Source organism: Spiroplasma endosymbiont of Nephrotoma flavescens (assembly GCF_964030835.1).
GTDB lineage: Bacteria > Bacillota_I > Bacilli_A > Mycoplasmatales > Nriv7 > Nriv7.
The window spans coordinates 915577-940414 of record NZ_OZ034982.1; the positions used below are offsets into that span (position 1 = coordinate 915577).

At 24.9% G+C, this 24838-nt stretch carries 35 protein-coding genes, 1 tRNA gene and 1 pseudogene; 11 read left to right on the plus strand and 26 right to left on the minus strand.

Features of this window, described 5'->3' with window-relative positions; translation table 4 throughout:
• Positions 1–3: 3 nt before the first annotated feature.
• Complete coding sequence (gene holA / locus AAHN02_RS05325; RefSeq protein ID WP_342277572.1) at positions 4–951, minus strand: DNA polymerase III subunit delta; 948 nt, start codon at positions 949–951, stop codon at positions 4–6.
• Positions 952–1094: 143 nt separating this feature from the next.
• Between holA and AAHN02_RS05330 the strand changes: the two genes are divergently transcribed.
• Complete coding sequence (locus tag AAHN02_RS05330; RefSeq protein WP_342277573.1) at positions 1095–1475, plus strand: helix-turn-helix domain-containing protein; 381 nt, start codon at positions 1095–1097, stop codon at positions 1473–1475.
• Here AAHN02_RS05330 and AAHN02_RS05335 read toward each other — a convergent pair.
• Positions 1459–2403 carry an IS30 family transposase gene (locus tag AAHN02_RS05335; RefSeq protein ID WP_342277574.1) on the minus strand — a complete coding sequence of 315 codons (945 nt, stop codon included), beginning with the start codon at positions 2401–2403 and terminating at the stop codon, positions 1459–1461. The genes AAHN02_RS05330 and AAHN02_RS05335 overlap by 17 nt on opposite strands.
• A gap of 58 nt (positions 2404–2461) precedes the next feature.
• On the opposite strand from AAHN02_RS05335, the gene AAHN02_RS05340 reads away from it, so the two are divergent.
• The 3 genes from AAHN02_RS05340 (at position 2462) to AAHN02_RS05350 (ending at position 5636) form a co-directional block, all read left to right on the plus strand.
• A complete protein-coding gene (locus tag AAHN02_RS05340; RefSeq protein ID WP_342277575.1) occupies positions 2462–3031 on the plus strand; it encodes an IS30 family transposase in 570 nt (189 codons plus the stop codon).
• Positions 3032–3121: 90 nt separating this feature from the next.
• Positions 3122–3400, plus strand: a complete 279-nt coding sequence (locus tag AAHN02_RS05345; protein ID WP_342277576.1) for a helix-turn-helix domain-containing protein — start codon at positions 3122–3124, stop codon at positions 3398–3400.
• Between the two features lie 34 nt (positions 3401–3434).
• Positions 3435–5636: an ETX/MTX2 family pore-forming toxin gene (locus AAHN02_RS05350; protein ID WP_342277577.1), complete on the plus strand. Its 2202-nt coding sequence runs from the start codon at positions 3435–3437 to the stop codon at positions 5634–5636.
• A 98-nt stretch (positions 5637–5734) separates the two neighbouring features.
• Here AAHN02_RS05350 and AAHN02_RS05355 read toward each other — a convergent pair whose 3' ends face one another.
• From AAHN02_RS05355 to AAHN02_RS05390, 8 genes are all read right to left on the minus strand, one after another.
• A complete protein-coding gene (locus AAHN02_RS05355) occupies positions 5735–6817 on the minus strand; it encodes an integrase core domain-containing protein (RefSeq protein WP_342277578.1) in 1083 nt (360 codons plus the stop codon).
• Between the two features lie 68 nt (positions 6818–6885).
• Entirely contained in the window at positions 6886–7296 is a 411-nt protein-coding gene (locus AAHN02_RS05360; RefSeq protein ID WP_342277579.1) for a hypothetical protein, read from the minus strand.
• Positions 7297–7598: 302 nt separating this feature from the next.
• Positions 7599–8123 carry a hypothetical protein gene (locus AAHN02_RS05365; protein WP_342277580.1) on the minus strand — a complete coding sequence of 175 codons (525 nt, stop codon included), beginning with the start codon at positions 8121–8123 and terminating at the stop codon, positions 7599–7601.
• Positions 8124–8154: 31 nt separating this feature from the next.
• Entirely contained in the window at positions 8155–8391 is a 237-nt protein-coding gene (locus AAHN02_RS05370) for a hypothetical protein (protein WP_342277581.1), read from the minus strand.
• Positions 8392–8406: 15 nt separating this feature from the next.
• Positions 8407–8637 (minus strand): hypothetical protein, encoded by a 231-nt coding sequence (locus AAHN02_RS05375; protein WP_342277582.1) that lies wholly within the window; start codon positions 8635–8637, stop codon positions 8407–8409.
• A gap of 165 nt (positions 8638–8802) precedes the next feature.
• Complete coding sequence (locus tag AAHN02_RS05380) at positions 8803–9015, minus strand: hypothetical protein (protein ID WP_215825617.1); 213 nt, start codon at positions 9013–9015, stop codon at positions 8803–8805.
• 30 nt (positions 9016–9045) lie between these two features.
• Positions 9046–9240: a hypothetical protein gene (locus tag AAHN02_RS05385; protein WP_342277583.1), complete on the minus strand. Its 195-nt coding sequence runs from the start codon at positions 9238–9240 to the stop codon at positions 9046–9048.
• Positions 9241–9439: 199 nt separating this feature from the next.
• The gene (locus AAHN02_RS05390) at positions 9440–9772 is read right to left on the minus strand and encodes a hypothetical protein (RefSeq protein WP_342277312.1); all 333 of its coding nucleotides are present in this window, start codon (positions 9770–9772) and stop codon (positions 9440–9442) included.
• Positions 9773–10307: 535 nt separating this feature from the next.
• Between AAHN02_RS05390 and AAHN02_RS05395 the strand changes: the two genes are divergently transcribed.
• Complete coding sequence (locus tag AAHN02_RS05395) at positions 10308–11381, plus strand: hypothetical protein (protein ID WP_342277291.1); 1074 nt, start codon at positions 10308–10310, stop codon at positions 11379–11381.
• Between the two features lie 146 nt (positions 11382–11527).
• Here AAHN02_RS05395 and AAHN02_RS05400 read toward each other — a convergent pair whose 3' ends face one another.
• From AAHN02_RS05400 to AAHN02_RS05455, 12 genes are all read right to left on the minus strand, one after another.
• Positions 11528–12610 (minus strand): DDE-type integrase/transposase/recombinase, encoded by a 1083-nt coding sequence (locus AAHN02_RS05400; protein WP_342277584.1) that lies wholly within the window; start codon positions 12608–12610, stop codon positions 11528–11530.
• A gap of 68 nt (positions 12611–12678) precedes the next feature.
• Entirely contained in the window at positions 12679–13089 is a 411-nt protein-coding gene (locus AAHN02_RS05405; RefSeq protein WP_342277585.1) for a hypothetical protein, read from the minus strand.
• A 56-nt stretch (positions 13090–13145) separates the two neighbouring features.
• Positions 13146–14972: a hypothetical protein gene (locus AAHN02_RS05410; RefSeq protein ID WP_342277586.1), complete on the minus strand. Its 1827-nt coding sequence runs from the start codon at positions 14970–14972 to the stop codon at positions 13146–13148.
• A gap of 23 nt (positions 14973–14995) precedes the next feature.
• Entirely contained in the window at positions 14996–15277 is a 282-nt protein-coding gene (locus tag AAHN02_RS05415) for a hypothetical protein (protein WP_342277587.1), read from the minus strand.
• A gap of 105 nt (positions 15278–15382) precedes the next feature.
• Positions 15383–15628, minus strand: coding sequence for a hypothetical protein (locus AAHN02_RS05420; RefSeq protein ID WP_338967003.1), 246 nt, complete (start codon positions 15626–15628; stop codon positions 15383–15385).
• Between the two features lie 9 nt (positions 15629–15637).
• The gene (locus AAHN02_RS05425; RefSeq protein WP_342277588.1) at positions 15638–15838 is read right to left on the minus strand and encodes a hypothetical protein; all 201 of its coding nucleotides are present in this window, start codon (positions 15836–15838) and stop codon (positions 15638–15640) included.
• A 140-nt stretch (positions 15839–15978) separates the two neighbouring features.
• A complete protein-coding gene (locus AAHN02_RS05430) occupies positions 15979–16968 on the minus strand; it encodes a hypothetical protein (protein ID WP_342277589.1) in 990 nt (329 codons plus the stop codon).
• Between the two features lie 31 nt (positions 16969–16999).
• A complete protein-coding gene (locus AAHN02_RS05435) occupies positions 17000–17236 on the minus strand; it encodes a hypothetical protein (RefSeq protein WP_342277590.1) in 237 nt (78 codons plus the stop codon).
• Between the two features lie 15 nt (positions 17237–17251).
• Positions 17252–17482 (minus strand): hypothetical protein, encoded by a 231-nt coding sequence (locus AAHN02_RS05440; protein WP_342277582.1) that lies wholly within the window; start codon positions 17480–17482, stop codon positions 17252–17254.
• A gap of 164 nt (positions 17483–17646) precedes the next feature.
• Entirely contained in the window at positions 17647–17859 is a 213-nt protein-coding gene (locus AAHN02_RS05445; protein WP_215825617.1) for a hypothetical protein, read from the minus strand.
• A gap of 30 nt (positions 17860–17889) precedes the next feature.
• Positions 17890–18084: a hypothetical protein gene (locus AAHN02_RS05450; protein WP_342277311.1), complete on the minus strand. Its 195-nt coding sequence runs from the start codon at positions 18082–18084 to the stop codon at positions 17890–17892.
• A 240-nt stretch (positions 18085–18324) separates the two neighbouring features.
• Positions 18325–18618 carry a hypothetical protein gene (locus tag AAHN02_RS05455; protein WP_342277591.1) on the minus strand — a complete coding sequence of 98 codons (294 nt, stop codon included), beginning with the start codon at positions 18616–18618 and terminating at the stop codon, positions 18325–18327.
• Between the two features lie 382 nt (positions 18619–19000).
• Between AAHN02_RS05455 and AAHN02_RS05460 the strand changes: the two genes are divergently transcribed.
• Both AAHN02_RS05460 and AAHN02_RS05465 read left to right on the plus strand, forming a co-directional pair.
• Positions 19001–19074, plus strand: a tRNA-Gly gene (locus tag AAHN02_RS05460).
• A gap of 72 nt (positions 19075–19146) precedes the next feature.
• Positions 19147–19563, plus strand: a complete 417-nt coding sequence (locus AAHN02_RS05465; RefSeq protein ID WP_342277592.1) for a DxFTY motif-containing membrane protein — start codon at positions 19147–19149, stop codon at positions 19561–19563.
• 15 nt (positions 19564–19578) lie between these two features.
• Here the strand turns inward: AAHN02_RS05465 and AAHN02_RS06440 are convergent, their stop codons facing one another.
• On the minus strand, positions 19579–20064 hold the full coding sequence (locus AAHN02_RS06440) for a phosphotransferase (RefSeq protein ID WP_425289514.1): 486 nt from the start codon (positions 20062–20064) through the stop codon (positions 19579–19581).
• A gap of 108 nt (positions 20065–20172) precedes the next feature.
• Between AAHN02_RS06440 and AAHN02_RS05470 the strand changes: the two genes are divergently transcribed.
• Positions 20173–21117, plus strand: a complete 945-nt coding sequence (locus AAHN02_RS05470) for an IS30 family transposase (protein WP_342277593.1) — start codon at positions 20173–20175, stop codon at positions 21115–21117.
• Positions 21118–21140: 23 nt separating this feature from the next.
• Here the strand turns inward: AAHN02_RS05470 and AAHN02_RS05475 are convergent, their stop codons facing one another.
• Complete coding sequence (locus tag AAHN02_RS05475) at positions 21141–21350, minus strand: hypothetical protein (protein WP_342277594.1); 210 nt, start codon at positions 21348–21350, stop codon at positions 21141–21143.
• A 76-nt stretch (positions 21351–21426) separates the two neighbouring features.
• Between AAHN02_RS05475 and AAHN02_RS05480 the strand changes: the two genes are divergently transcribed.
• From AAHN02_RS05480 to AAHN02_RS06445, 3 genes and pseudogenes are all read left to right on the plus strand, one after another.
• Positions 21427–21963 (plus strand): cob(I)yrinic acid a,c-diamide adenosyltransferase, encoded by a 537-nt coding sequence (locus tag AAHN02_RS05480; RefSeq protein ID WP_342189477.1) that lies wholly within the window; start codon positions 21427–21429, stop codon positions 21961–21963.
• A gap of 173 nt (positions 21964–22136) precedes the next feature.
• Positions 22137–22583: a non-canonical purine NTP pyrophosphatase gene (locus AAHN02_RS05485; RefSeq protein ID WP_342190169.1), complete on the plus strand. Its 447-nt coding sequence runs from the start codon at positions 22137–22139 to the stop codon at positions 22581–22583.
• Positions 22573–23077: pseudogene (locus tag AAHN02_RS06445) on the plus strand (TrmH family RNA methyltransferase). Before AAHN02_RS05485 ends, AAHN02_RS06445 begins: the two are co-directional and overlap by 11 nt.
• A gap of 31 nt (positions 23078–23108) precedes the next feature.
• On the opposite strand, the gene AAHN02_RS05495 reads toward AAHN02_RS06445, so the two are convergent.
• Together AAHN02_RS05495 and AAHN02_RS05500 are read right to left on the minus strand one after the other, a co-directional pair.
• Positions 23109–23753 carry a hypothetical protein gene (locus AAHN02_RS05495; protein WP_342277595.1) on the minus strand — a complete coding sequence of 215 codons (645 nt, stop codon included), beginning with the start codon at positions 23751–23753 and terminating at the stop codon, positions 23109–23111.
• 107 nt (positions 23754–23860) lie between these two features.
• A complete protein-coding gene (locus AAHN02_RS05500; RefSeq protein ID WP_342277596.1) occupies positions 23861–24805 on the minus strand; it encodes an IS30 family transposase in 945 nt (314 codons plus the stop codon).
• Positions 24806–24838: the final 33 nt, after the last annotated feature.

Here is a 24838-nt window from a genome sequence, read left to right on the forward strand (position 1 = left end):
CTCTTACAATTGCAATAAAAACATCTCAAAGCCAATATTTTTATTAACATGACTTCTTTTTATATTATAATCTAAATTACTTAAACTACCTAATAAATAATGAATTTGTTGATCATCAATTTTTAAAAGATACTTTCAAAGAATTTTTAACCGAAAAGGATTAATAGTCATTTTTTGACAAATAGTATTAAAATCATAATTCCTTTGTTGATAAATTTTAATATCACGAATCGTCCTCAGTTGATTAGCTAACAAACCAATAATTGCCAAAACATCTTGATTACTATTTTTAAAATCATAGTATCGTTGCCATATTTGTGAAATATCACGAATAATAAAAGCATTAGCTAAATCAAAAATATTACTATCTAAATAACGACTAACCAAAACATCAACATCTTCCAATATTAATGAATTACTATAATTAACCAGTTTATTTAATTCATTAGCAATAATTTGCAAACTATTAGGTAATCTTTCTAATAATAAATTTAAACCCTCATTAGTAATTTCAGTATTATGCTTAACAAAATAATTTTGAACAAACATTTTTAACTGACTATCATTTAATTCTTTAACAACTAAAACTTTACCTGTTTTTTCAATAACTTTAATAATTTTTTTTCGTTGATCAATATTAGAGCTGTTAACAACAAAAAATATCTCAGTAAATGGTGCGGGATTTTCACAATATTTAAGTAAATTTTTAAATTGTAAACTACTTAATTGATGCTCACGAGAAGAAGTTAAAAACCAACAATCTTCAATAATAACAATTTGTTTATTGTTAAATAATGGTGGCATTGAAATAACTTGTAGTATTTCATCAATATTAGTATTTATCATACTATACTTTAAAATATTCATTTGTTGATCTTTATTAATAACATTAATTACTTTTTGAATTTGTTTATTAATAAGAAATTTATCACTACCGTAAATTAGAAACATTTTATTCACCTTTTAGAATTATATAATATTATTTTGCTGAATTATACTTGTAAGTGCAAGTAAATAAAATTGCAAAAGATTTCATATAAAAATTTCATGATGCTAAGTTTATTTTAGAAAAAGTAAATTTAAGGAGTTTTTATATGGGATACAAACATCTTGGCATAGATGAAAGAATTTATATTGAGAATCAATTGAAATTTAAAGTAAAAATTAGTGAAATAGCTAAAAATCTTAATCGAAGTATTAGTACTATTAATCGAGAAGTTAATAGAAATAAAGATAATAATCATTATTTTTCATTAATTGCACAAAATAAAGCAGAAAATAGAAAACAATTACATGTTTATTTTCATAAATTTAAAAATAGAGAATTAGTAAAATATGTACAACAAAAATTATTATTAGGTTGATCGCCTGAACAAATTTATGGCAAAATTAAAAATTTTCATCAAGAATGAATTATTAGTTTTAAAACAATTTGCCAAATTGTAAAGTTAAGTGCAACTAAATTATTTTTCTAACCAAATATTCGATTGACGAAAGATAATTTAGTATTTTTCTTGGTCTTTGGTTTAAAGACAATATAAATTTATGAACTGCATTTTTAGTAGTGTTTGAAAAATTAAATTTTTTAGGAAATTTTTCTCTAATTAAACCATTAGTATTTTCATTAGTACCTCTTTGTCAAGGTGAATATGCATCAGCAAAATAAATTTTCACATTTAAATTTTTTTCAAGTTGTTGTCAATTAGCAAATTCTTTACCCCTATCAAATGTTATAGTCTTAACAAGATTATTTGGAAGAATTGATAAATAATGACTAATATTTTTGTTAATAACTTTAGTAGTTCTATTTTCAACTAATATTGCTAAAGTAAATCTTGATGTTCTTTCAACTAAAGTTATTAAACATGATTTACTTTTACCTCGTGATGATACTACAGTATCACCTTCTCAATGGCCAAGAGTTATGCGATTATTAACATTTCGTTCTTTAATGGATTTACCATTAAATTTACCCCGATTTTCTTGAGATTTTCGTTTCTTACCTTTTCTTCTTAAATTTTTACTAGTAACCTTTTCAAGTAATCCAGAATAAATTCAATTGTAAATTGTTTTAAAACTAATAATTCATTCTTGATGAAAATTTTTAATTCTGCCATAAATTTGTTCAGGCGATCAACCTAATAATAATTTTTGTTGTACATATTTTACTAATTCTCTATTTTTAAATTTATGAAAATAAACATGTAATTGTTTTCTATTTTCTGCTTTATTTTGTGCAATTAATGAAAAATAATGATTATTATCTTTATTTCTATTAACTTCTCGATTAATAGTACTAATATTTCGATTAAGATTTTTAGCTATTTCACTAATTTTTACTTTAAATTTCAATTGATTCTCAATATAAATTCTTTCATCTATGCCAAGATGTTTGTATCCCATATAAAAACTCCTTAAATTTACTTTTTCTAAAATAAACTTAGCATCATGAAATTTTTATATGAAATCTTTTGCAATTTTATTTACTTGCACTTACAAGTATAATTCAGCAATTTACAATTGAATTTATTCTGGATTACTTGAAAAGGTTACTAGTAAAAATTTAAGAAGAAAAGGTAAGAAACGAAAATCTCAAGAAAATCGGGGTAAATTTAATGGTAAATCCATTAAAGAACGAAATGTTAATAATCGCATAACTCTTGGCCATTGAGAAGGTGATACTGTAGTATCATCACGAGGTAAAAGTAAATCATGTTTAATAACTTTAGTTGAAAGAACATCAAGATTTACTTTAGCAATATTAGTTGAAAATAGAACTACTAAAGTTATTAACAAAAATATTAGTCATTATTTATCAATTCTTCCAAATAATCTTGTTAAGACTATAACATTTGATAGGGGTAAAGAATTTGCTAATTGACAACAACTTGAAAAAAATTTAAATGTGAAAATTTATTTTGCTGATGCATATTCACCTTGACAAAGAGGTACTAATGAAAATACTAATGGTTTAATTAGAGAAAAATTTCCTAAAAAATTTAATTTTTCAAACGCTGAATTATACTTGTAAGTGCAAGTAAATAAAATTGCAAAAGATTTCATATAAAAATTTCATGATGCTAAGTTTATTTTAGAAAAAGTAAATTTAAGGAGTTTTTATATGAGATACAAACATCTTGGCATAGATGAAAGAATTTATATTGAGAATCAATTGAAATTTAAAGTAAAAATTAGTGAAATAGCTAAAAATCTTAATCGAAGTATTAGTACTATTAATCGAGAAGTTAATAGAAATAAAGATAATAATCATTATTTTTCATTAATTGCACAAAATAAAGCAGAAAATAGAAAACAATTACATGTTTATTTTCATAAATTTAAAAATAGAGAATTAGTAAAATATGTACAACAAAAATTATTATTTGGTAAATTTTATTAATTAGTAAAAATTCACGAAAAGGAAATTAATTAATATGAAAAAATTACTAGGAATATTAGGAACTATAACAATAGCAAGTAGTGGAATGGCCGGAATAGTTGGGAACGCTCCAACTTCAGAAAAAAGTGAAATAAATTATTTAAAAATAAATAATTCAGAAAAATTAAATAGAAGTAAAAGAGCAGACTGATATGGTTGATATTATATAAATTTTTATGGTATATCTGATATATTGAAAGGTAATTTTGGATTAAATACTACTAACAAAAAAATAATATTTGGCGGTTTTAATGATTATAGAGTAGTTCATTCTAATACAGTTAATGAAGTTTATAATAAAATTACAATAAAAGATAATAATGGTAATTTAATTAAAGAAATTCTTTATTGAAAAGATAAAAGTATTCAAACAAAACTAGAAGAAGAAAATCTGTTGAATGGAATTACATATCAGGATAATTATACAATTGAAATATGGTCAAATGAACCATGACGAACAAAGTTTAATAATGGAAATGATATATGAAAATCTTTTGCAGAAAATACTTTATATTTTAAAATTAAAAATAATCGAATTTATAAACTTGATGATATAGAAGAAACCATTAAAAAAACGCAATTAGAAGCTCTAGATAATAATGATGCTTCAACTATCAAATCTGCAGTTAAAAAATTTAATTATAATTTAGATATTAATGAAGTTCGAGTCAGTAACATTACAGTTACCTCAGCTGATATAAACGGTTTTACTGCATATAGCGATAGTTATAATTCAGATAAATATCGGGGATATAAAAGAGTTTATTTTACAGTTAAACCTGATTTGATTACTGATTTTAAAACATGTTTGAATCCAGTTAATGATACTAGTGATGAAACAATTTTAAAAGCAGTAAAAGCTAACAATCCTAATTTGGATATTTCACAAGTTTATATTAAGCAAAAAATAGTAAATGGTCGATTAGAACTTGGTGTTAAAAGTACTTCAAATAAATATAATACCAATAATGCTTTTCATTGTGATAATTTTAAAGTTAGAACAGATTTATCAAAAATTATTAATAACATAAATTTAGTTTTAATAAATAATGGTAATAATAATTATATTGCAATTTTAAATGAATTAAATTATTTAAATTTTAATTTAGATATTTCACAATTAGAAATTAAAGAAAAAAGTAATGTTTCTGCAACAATTAGAGCAAAAATCAATAGTGATAAATACTTTGGCGAAAAGAAAATATATTATCAAATCAATAATTCACAAAATAAAATTATTAATTTAAAAGAATTAATTAAAAAAGCAATATTTTTAAGTTTTAGAGATAAAAATAAAGAAAATATTGTAAAAGATATTAAAAATATTAATTTAGATAATTTGGTGTATTCAAATGTAACAGCAACCAAAAATATTGAACCAACATATAATAAAAATAGTAAAAGTATTTGTTTTGGGACAACCACATTATTTAATAATTTACCTGCAGAACAGAATATGAAAACGCCAAGTTGTAAATATACAAAAGAAACAACCATAAATTCTCAAATTACTACAGGTTTAAGTAAAAAAAGTGAAACAGAAACGAGCACAGAAACAGGGTCCGTTTTACTAAATTCTCATTCTTCAAATTTTGATTCAGAAACAATAAATAGTAATTCTTTTTCATCTTCAAAGTCATGAGAAGCATCAGGCAATGCTGGTTTTGGTTTATTTGGTTTTAGTATAGGTGTTTCTGGTGGCGGAGGTGGTGGAGCATCTTCTACAAGTGAAACAAGTTTTTCAAATACTAAATCTTCTACAACAGAACAAAGTTCTTCACAAACAAATACCAATTCTAATACAAAAACCTTAAGTAATACATTTGATTTTTCAGGTAGTAAAACAGATGAATATAAAGACATTTTAGAAGTGGAGTTACCGTCACAAGAAATTAAAGTTAATCCAAATCAAAAAATTAAGGTTACTGCGTCATTAGATGAAGTTTTAGCACAAGTAACATTAAAATTAACACAAAATATTTATGGTGAAATTACTTCACAAATAACAAATACAAGTAATGAAGAAAAATCATTTAAAATTTCAATTAAAGAGATTATGCAAAAATTACAACAATACAATCTCTTACCACAAGAAGTTACTATAAATATTGATGATAGTATAACTTTTAATGGCAGTGCTAATAGATCGTTAAAACAAGGACTTGATGCTAATATTGAGTTTCATGAAGTAAAATAAAAATGAGAAAATATTAAATTTTTTTAGGAACAATCGTTTTATAACCAGAGCAACAAATTAAATATTTTGTAAAAAATAATTATTCAAACTTATAAAAATTACTTTGTTAAAAATTTTTGTAGTGTTTGAAATGGAGATTTATTTTGTAGTGACGAATGACGCCGTTCAAAATTATAAAAATAATAATATTTATTTAAATAATGTTGAAGTTCATTTTGGTTTAATTTTTTATCCTTAGCATAAAATAATTTGGTATAATGTTGGTGGAATCTTTCAATTTTACCATTTGATTGTGGTGAGCGAATCGGCGTGGTTTCGTGAACAATTCCGTTTCTTGAAAGAAAGGTTGTAAAAGGCCTTTCTTTTACTTTGTATGATTTTTTATTACTTCAGTTAGTGGTAGTAAATTCCGGAGCATTATCAGTACGAAGGCGTTTAATTGTTATGCCAAGCTCACTAAAATCTTTTATTGCTCTTTGCGCGGCGTTAATGGCATTATTGGTTCCTAAACTATCATAAATATAACCAAATACTATGCGTGTCATTTCGTCAATGAAATCATAAATATAATATTTTTTATCAACCGGAAAATTTGATGTAGTAATGATTTTGGCATCCATTTGTAAAAGACCAATCTCGGAAACTTCATAACGCTTAAAATGACGTTTTGTTTGTTTAATTTGTTGTTTTAATTCTTTTCAACGAGGGTCAGATTTAATTCAACGATAAAAAGTTTTGATGTTTTTAGGAACTTCTGAATTTTTAATATCGTGAAAACCGATTTTTAAATTGTTAAATAAAGACCACATTCCACCGGTTTGAAGATTTTTGTAATCAAAATATAAATCACATACTTTTTCACGAGAATTTAAACTATATTGATAATTAAGATTTTGTGGTTTTGTAGTTTTAAACAATAACAAATCTAAATTGTCAGAATAATAAGCGGTCATAATTTTTTCTGCCCAACGATAAAAGGTTTTCGTTGCATTTTTAAAATATTTTTTAATAAGTTTTGTTAAAGTAATTTCTTCAATATAGAAATAAGTACATAAATTTAAATAGGCAGTAATGCGTTTTTTAATTTTATAGTAATAAGGATTACGGCAATTAGCACTTAGTCAACTTTGTACTTTTGCTTTTAAATCTGCTAAATCATCTTGAGAAATAATATATTTCATTTTTTAAACTCCTTAAATTAAGAAAATCGTATTTTTTAATACGATTTTCAAGAATGATTATTAAATTACTAATTTTTATTAGGCATTTCGGCAGAGAATAAAACTATACGATAAACACCTGAAACTTTTTTAAATAAAATTTTAACATTAACAATTTCGTCAAGCCAATAACTACGGACATCGTAAGTAGAACCATCAATCTGATAACCATTTATTTTTTTATAAACACCATTTTTGTTATAAAGATTAGTAAATTCTGAATTATAGACATAAAATTGTTTTTGTAGTGCTAGAAAATTAGGTAATAAAATATTACTTTTTGTAAAATCAAGCATATCATAATTTTTAGGGATTAAAATTAAACCACTATTTTTAACACTAGCAAACTGCAAATTATATTCTTTAAAATTATTACTATTACTACACGCAGATATAAATATTAGCCCAACTAAATTTAAAGTTGATAAAAATTTTCACATAACAAAAAATCCTCCTTTCAAAGGAATGGTCGCGTTTAGTTTTCTTAGGTATTTTTTAAAAAAGAAAAAATAGTCATTTACTATAAATTATTTCAATATGCAAATTAAGTATATATTTCTTATGTATGATTTTTGTTGTAAAAAATTATTTTAATGTTGTTTTTATAAGCATTTTACTTAGTTTTTATAACCTTTTATTAAGAATATGTTTGTTAATATTAAATATTTTGTTTTATTAATTATTTTTCAAGTAAAAAGGTAATAAATTTTTAGTTGCTTTTCTTTCAAAATTATTCAAATCTTTACCCACCTAACAAAACTTTATGCGCCCCAAAGTCTTGTAAACCTTGAGTTACTCTATCATTTTCTTTATAGTCAGTTCCTTCTAAAAATAAGTTGGTTTCATCTCATAACAGTAAATGCTTTTCTTCTAATATCGGATAATTATAATCTAATAAAGACATATGCCCTAATGAAAGCATTTGTTTATCCGTAATCGGAAAAGTAGAAATCGTTTTTCAACCACTTAATAAGTAAGAAGCTAAAACCATTAAAGCAGTTTTTCCAGTTCCTAAGGCACCAATTACTAAATTTAAGGGTGAATTTAATAAGAAATTAATAAAACTACGACGAGCAAAAAAATGAGAAATTTTAGTATATAGAATATACAAAGCAATTAATAAGTAAATAACATCAAATAACATTCTTCAACTTTGAGGATTATAATAATGCAAAATCGCACCATAGAATCACGCAATAATAAATAAAGTGCGATTTAAAACCACAAAATCATATAATCTTAAATTTATTTTTTTAAACAATAGCATCACTTAAATCACACTTTCTTTATTTTTATTACTATCTGCCGGGCATTAATTTTTCAAACATTTTGAAAGCAATTAAAAATAAACCAATAATCACGCCAAGCAAGAAAACTCAATATGTAGCAAAGAAATTAACAACATTTGGCATATTACCACCAATAATATCAGTTCAAATATTACCGAACGCTGTAATTAATGCTTTTCATAAGTTAGTAACCGCTTGTTCACCAGTAATTTTTACTGGTACATCGGCTAAGAAAGTTTCAAACATATAATCACCCCCTTTCTAAACAAAATATGATTTAACCTTATAAAATAAAATAACCATAAATAAGACAATGAATACTAACACCATTCAAAAGGCAATATTTGCTATTAAAAGTCAAAGTATTTTTTGAGTTAAATCAATCTCGTTACCAGAAACTCATGCCGGAATAACTTTAATTTGAATAAATAAATCCCAAAAATACAATTTTGTCATTTCTCAATCTAAATCTTTTCAAGCAACTAAAAACATAATAATTACCGCTTAAAAGGTCAAAAGAGTAGAAAAATAATTGCTGAGAAGAGCATTACAATTATTAAAATTGAAAACAAAAATACAACTTGAGGTGGTAAAATCAGCAGTTGGATAAATTAATTCAATTAATTCAATAATTATTTTTTTAAACATTTTCTAAACCTACTTTTTAATTTCTTTTTCATCTTGTTCTAACAAATTTCGTTTAAACTTTGCAATAAATATTCGTTGTGAATAAGTAAAATCTTTTGGCAACTGTTTTGCCTCGCTACCATATTTCTTTTTATCTTTAAAAAACCGATAAATATTAACCGCAATATAGTATGCTAGTAATAATGTTAAAATCGTAAAAAACACTAATCCGAAAATACTCATTTTTCTTTTCTCCTTAATTTTCTAATTAATTTATTTTTTTAAATAATTATGTTCAACAAAATCAACACAAAGTCAATTATCACCAACTAAATCAGTTCTAACAGATTCAGCTGCAGATTTAGACGCTCAAAATTTTTCTTCTAATCCGGTTTTTTTATTAATAAAATATATAAACTCTTGATAATAATCTTTACCAGGCTCATCCACATTAACTCACATTTTCATTTTTTAAACTCCAAAATTATTTTTTTACTACATTAAATCAAAAAATGCAATAACTTAGTTAAATAACTCAAACTAACATTGATAATTAACGGGCGGAGCATACGCTTTCCGCACCGTTTAAACACCTTAAAAACCAACCTAAATTTTTTTAAACTATTTTTTTTCTTTACCTCTATTCTTAAAATGCCTTAAAACACCTTTAAAATGAATTTTTAAAATAATTAAAACTTACATCCTTTTTAGCAATCTCTTTCTCCGCAACAAAAAAACCTAACAACTCATGACCTAAAATCAAACTAGATTCTTGACCTTTCTTATTATTAACTAAAACCAACTGATACTCACAATCTTTAATTATTCCGATACAAATAGAATTCTCATATTTTCCTTTATAAACAAATCGTTTTGAAAACCAAATACCAGTAGGTTCATACAATCAGGGAATTGCTGGTGCTTTAATAAGTACTGCATTTTGCGTTTCTTTCAAAAGATATTTTTCAGTATTTAAAAAAATATTTTCAATATTTCTCATATACATACCACCCTTACAATATTTAGTTATATTAACTTAGTTATATTTAACTTAGTCTTTTAACTTAGTTCAATATATTTCTCTTTAAACTCTTTCTTTAAACTAAATTAACATAACTTGTTAGTAAACTTCGTTTACTAAAAAACTTAGTTTATCAACAACAAGACACAAAAAAATACAAAGCATAATTAAAAATAATAAATATTAATTTAACCTTATATTTCTTGTAATAAATAAATGAGCTCGTATTTATTTATTAATTAACAGCAAGTTTGTAGAAACCAAAATCTTGTCATATGTATATGGTTTCTACAGATTTTTTAGTAAAATGTAATATACCACAGACTTATGACAAGTACAAGAAGTTTTTTTAAAAAGGGATGATAAATTATCAAATAATGCAGAAAATTTTTAAAAATAATTTATAATTAAATTCCAAAGCAAAGGAATTACAGATTAAAATTTGGAGAAAGGTTGTTAATTATTTGGTAAATTTTATTAATTAGTAAAAATTCACGAAAGGAATTTAATTAATATGAAAAAACTTTTAAGATTATTAGGAACAATTACGATTGCTAGTAGTACAATGCCAACTGTAATTGCTACTAGTTCATTACAAAAAGAAATTAAAAAAGTTGGTGATTTAGATGAATTAAATTGAATGTACTTAACTACAATAAGAAATAAAAGAAACACAGAAAATGGTAAAACTAAACCTGTATTTAAAACTGATGGAGCTGATAAACCAACAGAACAACAAATCAAAAATAGAGTAAAAGAAAAAAATCAGTCAGTAGATATAACAAAAATTAAAGTTGAAAATATTACTGTAAATAGTGCAGTAGTTAGTATAGCTGGTTTTAGTGGTAAAATAACAATTAATTTTACAGTTGATAAGTCTGTACCAATAAATAGAATTATTAAAAATACTAATTTAGGAGAAATTGATATAGATATCTTTGGTGGTAATTATGATGAAAATTTATTGAAACACTTTTTAAAAAATTTAAATCCGCAGTTAGATAATACTAAAATTAAAGTTGAAAATATTACCCTAAACACGGCTAAGATTACCTCAATTGATACAAGTATTTATATTGGTGAAACAAATATTAATTATACTAGACCATTAAGATTGCTTATTAAAAAAATTGAATTAGGCCCAATTAGAACTAATGGAACTGATAAACCATCGGAACAGCAAATTAAAGATAAATTAAAAGAATTAAATAACAACTTAAAAAATAATATAATAAATGATTTTGAAATTAAAGATATAACACTTAGAGATGCAAAAATAACTTATAGTAAAAAAAAAGACTTTTATAGTGGTAGTGTAAAAGTTAATTTTTTATCTAATGTTAATTTAAATAAAATTATTACAAATACCACTTTAGGCGAATTTGAAACTACTAATTTATCTAATCCCACAGAACAACAAATCAAAAATAGAGTAAAAGAAAAAAATCAGTCAGTAGATATAACAAAAATTAAAGTTGAAAATATTACTAATAACAGTGCAACTATTAATTCTTATGATACAATTGTTTATACTGGAAATATAGGTGTTAATTATACTATTTCAATAAAGTCGCTTAATTGAGAATAATATTTAAAAAATAATAAAACAACTCAAAAAAGGAAAACAACAATAATGAAAAAAAATATTAAGTATTTTAGGGGTAATCAGTTTAATCAAAACTGGAACAACAAGTTAAATATTTTGTAAAAAATAATTATTCAAACTTCTAGAAATTACTTTGTTAAAAATTTTTGTAATGTTTGAAATGGTGATTTATTTTGTAATGTCGAATGACAGCGTTCAAAGTTATAAAAGTAATAATATTTGTTTAAATAATGTTGGAGTTCATTTTGATTTAATTTTTTATCCTTAGCATAAAATAATTTGGTATAATGTTGATGAAACCGCTCAATTTTACCGTTACTCTGTGGCGAACGAATCGGTGTGGTTTCGTGGACAATTCCGTTCCTCGAAAGAAAGGTTGTAAAAGGCCTTTCTTTTACTTTATATGCTTTTTTATTGCTTCAATTAGTAGTGGTGAATTCCGGAGCATTATCAGTACGAAGGCGTTTAATTGTTATGCCAAGCTCGCTAAAATCTTTCATTGCTCTTTGCATAGCATTAATGGCGTTATTAGTTCCTAAACTATCATAAACATAACCAAACACTAGCCGTGTCATTTCATCAATGAAATCATAAATGTAATATTTTTTATCAACCGGAAAATTTGATGTAGTAATGATTTTGGCATCCATTTGTAAAAGACCAATCTCGGAAACTTCATAACGCTTAAAATGGCGTTTTGTTTGTTTAATTTGTTGTTTTAATTCTTTTCAACGAGGGTCAGATTTAATTCAACGATAAAAAGTTTTGATGTTTTTAGGAACTTCTGAATTTTTAATATCGTGAAAACCGATTTTTAAATTGTTAAATAAAGACCACATTCCACCGGTTTGAAGATTTTTGTAATCAAAATATAAATCACATACTTTTTCACGAGAATTTAAACTATATTGATAATTAAGATTTTGTGGTTTTGTAGTTTTAAACAATAACAAATCTAAATTGTCAGAATAATAAGCGGTCATAATTTTTTCTGCCCAACGATAAAAGGTTTTCGTTGCATTTTTAAAATATTTTTTAATAAGTTTTGTTAAAGTAATTTCTTCAATATAGAAATAAGTACATAAATTTAAATAGGCAGTAATGCGTTTTTTAATTTTATAGTAATAAGGATTACGGCAATTAGCACTTAGTCAACTTTGTACTTTTGCTTTTAAATCTGCTAAATCATCTTGAGAAATAATATATTTCATTTTTTAAACTCCTTAAATTAAGAAAATCGTATTTTTTAATACGATTTTCAAGAATGATTATTAAATTACTAATTTTTATTAGGCATTTCGGCAGAGAATAAAACTATACGATAAATACCTGAAACTTTTTTAAATAAAATTTTAACATTAACAATTTCGTCAAGCCAATAACTACGGACATCGTAAGTAGAACCATCAATCTGATAACCATTTATTTTTTTATAAACACCATTTTTGTTATAAAGATTAGTAAATTCTGAATTATAGACATAAAATTGTTTTTGTAGTGCTAGAAAATTAGGTAATAAAATATTACTTTTTGTAAAATCAAGCATATCATAATTTTTAGGGATTAAAATTAAACCACTATTTTTAACACTAGCAAACTGCAAATTATATTCTTTAAAATTATTACTATTACTACACGCAGATATAAATATTAGCCCAACTAAATTTAAAGTTGATAAAAATTTTCACATAACAAAAAATCCTCCTTTCAAAGGAATTATATTTTATATAAAAATACTTTAAATACTTAAGAAAACTTTTTTAATATCATTAGTAAGATTGCTAAGGGCACTACAAATTCAAATAACATCTGAAACGCCGGAATAACCTCAAACACCGGAAAGGCGGTTTTGGTAAAATTAATCGTTGTTTTGGCAATATCCGCAATGGGGCGAATTAAAAGATTAATCCCCGAAAAACCAAGTAATCAATTTAACAGGCTAACAGAAGCGTGCTGAATCCCACAGGATATTGCACTAAATAAACCTCAATAAGAACAGTTGGGCGTAGGAATTAAATCATCCATATTACCACTTATTCCGCCGCCAATAAAAGCCGTTGAATTCAAAATATTAAAATCATATAAAGAATAATGATATTTAGTGCTTTCATTTTTCTTTTTATATAGCGGAAAAGTTAGCGTAAAAATATTAATTCCATACATCACATCAACTTTGGCATTGTAAAAATGAAGTTTATTACTAGTAACGTTTCATAATTGGTTATCATACGCTTTTAAAACATTAAAATCTATTTGATAAGAACTTTTACCGGTGTTAAAACCATTAGCAATTTGTTTATCTTTAACAAAAAAATAGGAACGAAAAATCATATTCTTACTATTTTCTAGTGTCGAACCAAAATTAATTAAATACTGTTTGGGATAAAAAGTAATTAAGGAACGATAGAAAAATCCCATTTGTAAAACATTTTTAGGGATTTGTTGCATCCCTTTGTAATCTAATTCTACATAAGTAGAGGCATCCATATCAAAACTGGCATAAAAGAATTGTACAAAAAACTCACCTAAAACTTTATAAATTTTATCAAATAAGCCATTAATAAAATCAATAGTTAAATCTTTTTGATAATGAAGCATAAAATCTTTAAAATCTAATTTTAATTTGTCATCATAGCGTAAAAAATGGAAAGTATTACCATAATAATTAACTTGTCCAAAAAAAGTGTTGATAAAGTCTTTTCCAAAACTTGTTCGCGAACCAGATTTTCAAAGCGATTTACCATTTTCTAAAAACTCATTATTACCCACAATGCTACCATGCTCAGTTTTTATAGTAATAACATCACCAAAACTTGAAAAGGAAAGTTCTCTAAAAATAACTTTTTCAATAAAACCGGGGGGATATGAATTTTCGCGACTTAAACTAAATTTACTATTTTGTTTAAAACCATTTAATTTAATTGAAATTTCACTCATATATTTAAAATTATCGTCAAAGAAATTAAAAATGGGTACTCAATATAAATAACTATAATTAAATTTATCAAAATCTCGGCGTTGTATCATTAAATAATCAAGTTTATCTTGAAACTGGTTATACTGATATTCACCATCATGTTTAGTTATTGCTGTTGGTAATGGTTGCTCGTTATCTTTTTCGGGTAAAGGAGGCATTTCAGCAAAAAAGGAAATTATACGATAAACACCTGAAACTTTTTTAAATAAAATTTTAACATTAACAATTTCGTCAAGCCAATAACTACGGACATCGTAAGTAGAACCATCAATCTGATAACCATTTATTTTTTTATAAACACCATTTTTGTTATAAAGATTAGTAAATTCTGAATTATAGACATAAAATTGTTTTTGTGGTACCGGAAAATTAGGTAATAAAATATTACTTTTCGTAAAATCAAGCATATCATAATTTTTAGGGATTAAAATTAAACCACTATTCTTAACATTAGCAAACTCTAATTCGCAACTTTCACCACATTGACTAGGGTTTGTAGCTCGTTTTTCTCGTTTCATAAAGAATTGTTCCATATTAGGTTTTGGTGATTGTTTTGTATCAAAGAACGCCCCTAGCGGTACCAAACCAATAAACATTATAAATAAATCAAGAAATAATCTTATCCATCTCATCACGCCTTAAAACTCTTTTTTATTGCTTTAACAGCATCAGAAAATTTATAATGTTGATGTTGCGGACATTCACAATTAGCAACTTGCATTTGATGCTTTCTAAAAACTTTATTAAAGTAATAACCCCTAATAAATAACTTAATAGCAGTTATTAACAAATAAACGATTAATAATCAAAAATACACTTTAAGAAATACATTTTGAAAATCAAACAATATAAAATCTTTAAAAAACTCATCTGTGTTAGTTCTAATTCTTGTTAAAAACACTCAAATTATAACGATAAAGCTATGAAGTATAATAAAAAAATGTATAAAACCTAAAACACTTTTAAATCATTTAATACCTAATATTTTCTTTAACTTTTTCATTTTTTAACTCCTTAAAATTAAATATATTGTTGATAAAATGCAAATCGTTCCTAAAATTTGGAAAATCGGATGTTGAGAAAATAACCTAATCATTGGTTTAAACAAATCTAAAATTTTAATATTATTTGATAGAACTTTATTAAAATATTCTAAACCCTCACGCACATAGGCTCATAAACCTAAAAAGTCGTTTAAAGCAAAAATAGAAAAAACAGCAACAAGAATAAATAATATTATTAATTTAAACATTTTCTAAACCTACCTTTTTATTCGCCGTCCGTGCTGGTTAACTCATGGTCTATTTTTAGGGCTATTACCACTAAACTTCTTAATTGAACCACTAGATGATTTTTTCTTAGCTCCTCAATTAGCAACTGATTTTTGATATTTTTTACGAAAACCAACTTTTGGTCGTTCAATATGAATACCTAAAATGCCACCAATTACAAGATTTATCACAAGCATAATTAGCGGAAAAAATAATAATGCGAATATCTGTTCCAGGAATGGTTAAAGTTCAAATTGAATCAAAAACTTTATAAAACATATCACCAATCAAACTAGCCATTTTTTCTAAGTTTTCCATTTTTTAAACTCCTTTACTTATTTTTCTTCTTCAGATTATTTTTTAACTTAGTAAGTATCTTACTAAATTTTTCCATTTTTAAATATTCTAACGCTTCAATATCCATCACATTATCATTTCAAAATTTATGCTGATAATTATCATTCAAAGCACGATTACTTAATTCACGCAAGAATGATAAATATTTATTATCATAAAGGTTTAAAATTGACATCGGAATTTTCAATTTAAAGAAATAAATGTCTAATTCCGGAATGCTACGATACTTGATTTTGCGACCTTTTTTATCATTTTTAGCATTAATTAGCGTTAATCGTCATTGTTCGTATTCGCTTACCGATTTAAAAGTGCCGTAAATAACTTGTAAATAAGGACGAGAGATACTAACTGGTTTTTTTCTAATGCCAACAATTATTGAATTCGCAATATCACGAACTTTAACTCATATATGTTCGGCTCGTTGTCCGCTTGCTAATACAATATGGGTAAATTGTCGAGCCGAAGCGAAATATTCTTGTAAACCTTGAGTTACTCTATCATTTTCTTTATAGTCAGTTCCTTCTAAAAATAAGTTGGTTTCATCTCATAACAGTAAATGCTTTTCTTCTAATATCGGATAATTATAATCTAATAAAGACATATGCCCTAATGAAAGCATTTGTTTATCCGTAATCGGAAAAGTAGAAATCGTTTTTCAACCACTTAATAAGTAAGAAGCTAAAACCATTAAAGCAGTTTTTCCAGTTCCTAAGGCACCAATTACTAAATTTAAGGGTGAATTTAATAAGAAATTAATAAAACTACGACGAGCAAAAAAATGAGAAATTTTAGTATATAGAATATACAAAGCAATTAATAAGTAAATAACATCAAATAACATTCTTCAACTTTGAGGATTATAATAATGCAAAATCGCACCATAGAATCACGCAATAATAAATAAAGTGCGATTTAAAGCCACAAAATCATATAATCTTAAATTTATTTTTTTAAACAATAGCATCACTTAAATCACACTTTCTTTATTTTTATTACTATCTGCCGGGCATTAATTTTTCAAACATTTTGAAAGCAATTAAAAATAAACCAATAATCACGCCAAGCAAGAAAACTCAATATGTAGCAAAGAAATTAACAACATTTGGCATATTACCACCAATAATATCAGTTCAAATATTACCGAACGCTGTAATTAATGCTTTTCATAAGTTAGTAACCGCTTGTTCACCAGTAATTTTTACTGGTATATCGGCTAAGAAAGTTTCAAACATATAATCACCCCCTTTCTAAACAAAATATGATTTAACCTTATAAAATAAAATAACCATAAATAAGACAATGAATACTAACACCATTCAAAAGGCAATATTTGCTATTAAAAGTCAAAGTATTTTTTGAGTTAAATCAATCTCGTTACCAGAAACTCATGCCGGAATAACTTTAATTTGAATAAATAAATCCCAAAAATACAATTTTGTCATTTCTCAATCTAAATCTTTTCAAGCAACTAAAAACATAATAATTACCGCTTAAAAGGTCAAAAGAGTAGAAAAATAATTGCTGAGAAGAGCATTACAATTATTAAAATTGAAAACAAAAATACAACTTGGGGTGGTAAATCAACAGTTGGATAAATTAATTCAATTAATTCAATAATTATTTTTTTAAACATTTTCTAAACCTACTTTTTAATTTCTTTTTCATCTTGTTCTAACAAATTTCGTTTAAACTTTGCAATAAATATTCGTTGTGAATAAGTAAAATCTTTTGGCAACTGTTTTGCCTCGCTACCATATTTCTTTTTATCTTTAAAAAACCGATAAATATTAACCGCAATATAGTATGCTAGTAATAATGTTAAAATCGTAAAAAACACTAATCCGAAAATACTCATTTTTCTTTTCTCCTTAATTTTTTAATTAATTTATTTTTTTAAATAATTATGTTCAACAAAATCAACACAAAGTCAATTATCACCAACTAAATCAGTTCTAACAGATTCAGCTGCAGATTTAGACGCTCAAAATTTTTCTTCTAATCCGGTTTTTTTATTAATAAAATATATAAACTCTTGACAATAATCTTTACCGGGCTCATCCACATTAACTCACATTTTCATTTTTTAAACTCCAAAATTATTTTTTTACTACATTAAATCAAAAAATGCAATAACTTAGTTAAATAACTCAAACTAACATTGATAATTAACAGGCGGAGCATACGCTTTCCGCACCGTTTAAACACCTTAAAAACCAACCTAAATTTTTTTAAACTATTTTTTTTTCTTTACCTCTATTCTTAAAATGCCTTAAAACACCTTTAAAATGAATTTTTAAAATAATTAAAACTTACATCCTTTTTAGCAATCTCTTTCTCCGCAACAAAAAAAACCTAACAACTCATGACCTAAAATCAAACTAGATTCTTGACCTTTCTTATTATTAACTAAAACCAACTGATACTCACAATCTTTAATTATTCCGATACAAATAGAATTCTCATATTTTCCTTTATAAACAAATCGTTTTGAAAACCAAATACCAGTAGGTTCATACAATCAGGGAATTGCTGGTGCTTTAATAAGTACTGCATTTTGCGTTTCTTTCAAAAGATATTTTTCAGTATTTAAAAAAATATTTTCAATATTTCTCATATACATACCACCCTTACAATATTTAGTTATATTAACTTAGTTATATTTAACTTAGTCTTTTAACTTAGTTCAATATATTTCTCTTTAAACTCTTTCTTTAAACTAAATTAACATAACTTGTTAGTAAACTTCGTTTACTAAAAAACTTAGTTTATCAACAACAAGACACAAAAAAATACAAAGCATAATTAAAAATAATAAATATTAATTTAACCTTATATTTCTTGTAATAAATAAATGAGCTCGTATTTATTTATTAATTAACAGCAAGTTTGTAGAAACCAAAATCTTGTCATATGTATATGGTTTCTACAGATTTTTTAGTAAAACTTATTGCTTCTTATTTTTAAATGTGATATATTTTGTAATGAACTTACATTATGCGAGTGTAGTTTAATGGCAGAACTTCAGCCTTCCAAGCTGATTGTGTGGGTTCGATTCCCATCACTCGCTCCATTAGATAAATAAAACTAGACTTCTAAAAGTCTAGTTTTTTGTTGTATAATTCATGAGAGTGAGGAAATAGTGATGTTAAGTAGTGAAAAGATGCGAAGTGATAATAAGTTAAGAAGTATTTTTTTTGTTTTGTGGCAAGCACTAATCCCTGGGTTGATGATTTGATTACTTTTAGATCCGCAATTAAATTTATTAAAATTGAATTTTAAAGATAGTATTGCTTTTGGATATATGTTTTTAATTGGAATGGGAATGCTACTATATGCTTTTATTACAACATTAGTTTTTTTTTTATGTGGTTATCATCAACAAGAACAGTTTATTTATAGTATTATTGTGATGTTAGAATTTGTTGTGTTATATTTAACTAGTTTATGATTATTATCAGTTTTTTGACGCTTTATTATTGCCATCTCATTAGCTATTTTAGGAACTTTAGTGATGACAATTATTGTGATGACAATTACAAATTATTTTTATAAAGAATAATAACTAAATAAATAATTAAGTCATTTGTTCAACCTTTTTGTAACTCTTCGTATTTATTTTAACATCAGTTATTGTTAAACTAAATTCGTGTAAAAAATGATTAATTAAATTGTTATTACGATAAATAGTTTCGCTAATAAAAGAAGCAATATCAAATAAGGGGTCGTTTTTCATTGCATATTCATAGTCAATAATATAAATTTGTTGCTTAGTAATTAAAATATTGCCAGGAACTAAGTCATTATGGCAAAGTTTTAATTCTTGGGGTTCATAGTTAGTAAAAAAATTAATTATTTTTTGTTCATCACTAGTTAAATTTTGTTGGGAAGTATTTACAAGTCCTTTAAATAGTTCTAATTGTGATTTTCAGTTTCAAGTTTTAATAGTTGTAGGAATTTCTATTTGATGTAAATCTTTAATAAGATGAGCAATTTTCTTAACTAATGAAGGAGTTATTTTAATTTGCGTTAAATTTAAAGCATCTTTAATATGTTTAGTAATGCTGAATTATACTTGTAAGTGCAAGTAAATAAAATTGCAAAAGATTTCATATAAAAATTTCATGATGCTAAGTTTATTTTAGAAAAAGTAAATTTAAGGAATTTTTATATGGGATACAAACATCTTGGCATAAATGAAAGAATTTATATTGAGAATCAATTGAAATTTAAAGTAAAAATTAGTGAAATAGCTAAAAATCTTAATCGAAGTATTAGTACTATTAATCGAGAAGTTAATAGAAATAAAGATAATAATCATTATTTTTCATTAATTGCACAAAATAAAGCAGAAAATAGAAAACAATTACATGTTTATTTTCATAAATTTAAAAATAGAGAATTAGTAAAATATGTACAACAAAAATTATTATTAGGTTGATCGCCTGAACAAATTTATGGCAGAATTAAAAATTTTCATCAAGAATGAATTATTAGTTTTAAAACAATTTACAATTGAATTTATTCTGGATTACTTGAAAAGGTTACTAGTAAAAATTTAAGAAGAAAAGGTAAGAAACGAAAATCTCAAGAAAATCGGGGTAAATTTAATGGTAAATCCATTAAAGAACGAAATGTTAATAATCGCATAACTCTTGGCCATTGAGAAGGTGATACTGTAGTATCATCACGAGGTAAAAGTAAATCATGTTTAATAACTTTAGTTGAAAGAACATCAAGATTTACTTTAGCAATATTAGTTGAAAATAGAACTACTAAAGTTATTAACAAAAATATTAGTCATTATTTATCAATTCTTCCAAATAATCTTGTTAAGACTATAACATTTGATAGGGGTAAAGAATTTGCTAATTGACAACAACTTGAAAAAAATTTAAATGTGAAAATTTATTTTGCTGATGCATATTCACCTTGACAAAGAGGTACTAATGAAAATACTAATGGTTTAATTAGAGAAAAATTTCCTAAAAAATTTAATTTTTCAAACACTACTAAAAATGCAGTTCATAAATTTATATTGTCTTTAAACCAAAGACCAAGAAAAATACTAAATTATCTTTCGCCAATCGAATATTTGGTTAGAAAAATAATTTAGTTGCACTTAACTTTACAATTTGGCTAATAAAAGAAATATTTATCATTTTGAAAATAATCAATAACCGGAACATTAACATTTTTAACTAATGGTAAAACTAGTTGTTCAGTTTTATGGTCTAAGAAAATATCACAAAATGGTTGTGATTTACGAATAATATAATCTAAATAAGAATAATTAATATTTGTTAAACCATATTTTGTTAATTTTGCTTTAGTTCAATTTATTTTCATATCATACCTCCCAAGTAATTAATTTTATTATATAATGACAATGAATAAATATATTATATTATCTGGAGGTTAAGTAATGAATCAAGAACAAGGATATCTTCATATTTACTGTGGTGAAGGTAAAGGTAAAACTAGTATTTTAAATGGAATGACAATTAGAGCCTTAGGAAATAATTGAAATGTAGTATATTTTCGTTTTTTAAAAAATCGTCCTACAGGTGAATTAATATTTTTTGAAAAGCATACTAATTTAACAATTCTTGATTTTTATCATTCATCAAAAAAATTTTTTTGAGAAATGAATGTTGAAGAAAAACAAGAGTTAAAAGCTGAAACAAGAAAAGGTTTTGAAGTTTTAGTAGCAAGTTTAAAAAATTCTAATATTGATTTAATTGTTGTTGATGAGATTTTAGGTTGTTTACAAAATCAATTAATTTATGAAGATGAATTAGTGTTAGCATTAGAAAATAAAGCTAAGAATATTGAAGTTGCCCTTTCAGGAAGATATTGTCCAGAAAAATTACAATCAATTGCTGATTTAATTAGTGAGGTAACGCCAACAAGACATTATTCAGAAAAGAATATTTGGGCTCGGAAGGGTATTGAGTATTAATGATAAAACAATTATTTTTAGCAACTACCTAATGCTAATAAGTTAGAAGAATTTCAAAACATATTAGGGCAAAAATACGATTTAAAGACACTTTTAGACATTAAGCAGTTTCTGGGTACTGAGAAATTGAAGATATTGAAGAAACAGGAGCGACATTTATTGAAAATGCTTTAATTAAGGCAAGAACTTTAAGCAAATTATTACAAAAACCAGTCTTAGGTGATGATTCTGGATTAGAAATATTAGCATTAGATAATTTTCCGGGAATTTATTCGGCGCGTTGGATGGATACTACTGATGGTTTTATGCAAGCATCTAATGTTATTTTAGAAAAGATGATGAATATTAAATTCCGAGATTGTCGGTATGTTTGTGCTCTTGCTTTTGTTGATGTTACTAAAAATATTGAAAAAGTGTTTGTCGGTTCGTTAAATGGTTTAATTCATAGTGAACGCCAAGGTAATTATGGTTTTGGTTATGATGCTATATTTTATTTACCAGAATATAAAAAAACGCTAGGTGAAATAACAGCACAAGAAAAAAATCAAATATCACATCGTGCTATAGCAATCCAAAAGATGGTTAATTGAATAAATAAGGAAGATAATAATGAATACTAAAATTAACATTGTTTTATATGAACCAGAAATTGCTGGTAATGTTGGTTCGATTATGCGAACTTGTGTTGCTATTAATGTGAACCATTAGGGTTCTTTTTAAATGATCGTTTTATTATTGGCTCATCTGCTAACTATTTTGAATTTTTACAATATGAAAGTGATGAAGATTGAAATAGTTTTCTTAGTAAAAATCCTCATGCTAACTTATTTTTTTCTACACGATATGGTCAAAAACCACCTAGTGCCATTGATTTTACAGAAAGTGAAACACCAATATATTTAGTATTTGGTAAAGAATCGTCGGTTATTCCAAAAACGATATTACAAGAGCATTTGAATCAATGTTTTCATTTACCAATGAGTATATTAATACTCGCAGTCTTAATGTCGCTAATGTTGTTTGTACTGTAAGTTATGAGGTTTTACGGCAATTAGATTATTTAGATTTATCTTTAAATGAAATTCAGAAAGGTAAAGATTATTTACAAAATTAAAAAGCTGGTAATTGAATTACCAGCTTTTTGTTTAATTTAATGTATAAAAATCTTTAAAATCATTAATTATAAAGTCACGAACTAGTCGTGTTAAAGTACTACGATTATATGCTGGTTTTTGCTTAAAGTCGCTGTTGCTAGTTAACATATCATCAATACCATCAACAGCGTCACCTCATTTATTAATAAATCAGCGATATTCACCATTTTTAACAAAAAATATTGTGGGAATACCATTTCCAGGGAGATAATCTGGGTCAAAGCCGTTCTTAATGTTTTCGTTGGTTGCTCATAAGTTTTTTTGTGATTTTTTTAATCATTCAAAAGTATTCTTAACTCACTTAGTTTCAAAAAAAGTTTTATTTCAAGTATTATCATTAGCACCTTTAAAGTCATAATCACTAACAAAAGCATAGCGATTAATTTTTAAATTTTTATTTTTTAAATCCAAAATATCTTTGTCTCAATCTTTTTCTTGCATTCAAAGATCTCATTGTTTTGATAATGTTTGACATCCTGGACAATTTTCTGATCCAATATAACCAATAAATGTTTCTTTATTTTTAATTTTTAATATTATTTCATCATAATTGCTATTACACGCAGTAACAGATATTATAGGTAATATTGTTAAAATAAAACTGCTTTTAATACTCAATATTTTTTTAAATTGCATTTAATTCACCTCTATAAAAATAAAATCAAAACCATTATAACATAAAGTTATTATTTTCTTGTTATATATATATATATATATATGCCAAATTGTAAAGTTAAGTGCAACTAAATTATTTTTCTAACCAAATATTCGATTGGCGAAAGATAATTTAGTATTTTTCTTGGTCTTTGGTTTAAAGACAATATAAATTTATGAACTGCATTTTTATTAGTGTTTGAAAAATTAAATTTTTTAGGAAATTTTTCTCTAATTAAACCATTAGTATTTTCATTAGTACCTCTTTGTCAAGGTGAATATGCATCAGCAAAATAAATTTTCACATTTAAATTTTTTTCAAGTTGTTGTCAATTAGCAAATTCTTTACCCCTATCAAATGTTATAGTCTTAACAAGATTATTTGGAAGAATTGATAAATAATGACTAATATTTTTGTTAATAACTTTAGTAGTTCTATTTTCAACTAATATTGCTAAAGTAAATCTTGATGTTCTTTCAACTAAAGTTATTAAACATGATTTACTTTTACCTTGTGATGATACTACAGTATCACCTTCTCAATGGTCAAGAGTTATGCGATTATTAACATTTCGTTCTTTAATGGATTTACCATTAAATTTACCCCGATTTTCTTGAGATTTTCGTTTCTTACCTTTTCTTCTTAAATTTTTACTAGTAACCTTTTCAAGTAATCCAGAATAAATTCAATTGTAAATTGTTTTAAAACTAATAATTCATTCTTGATGAAAATTTTTAATTCTGCCATAAATTTGTTCAGGCGATCAACCTAATAATAATTTTTGTTGTACATATTTTACTAATTCTCTATTTTTAAATTTATGAAAATAAACATGTAATTGTTTTCTATTTTCTGCTTTATTTTGTGCAATTAATGAAAAATAATGATTATTATCTTTATTTCTATTAACTTCTCGATTAATAGTACTAATACTTCGATTAAGATTTTTAGCTATTTCACTAATTTTTACTTTAAATTTCAATTGATTCTCAATATAAATTCTTTCATCTATGCCAAGATGTTTGTATCCCATATAAAAACTCCTTAAATTTACTTTTTCTAAAAT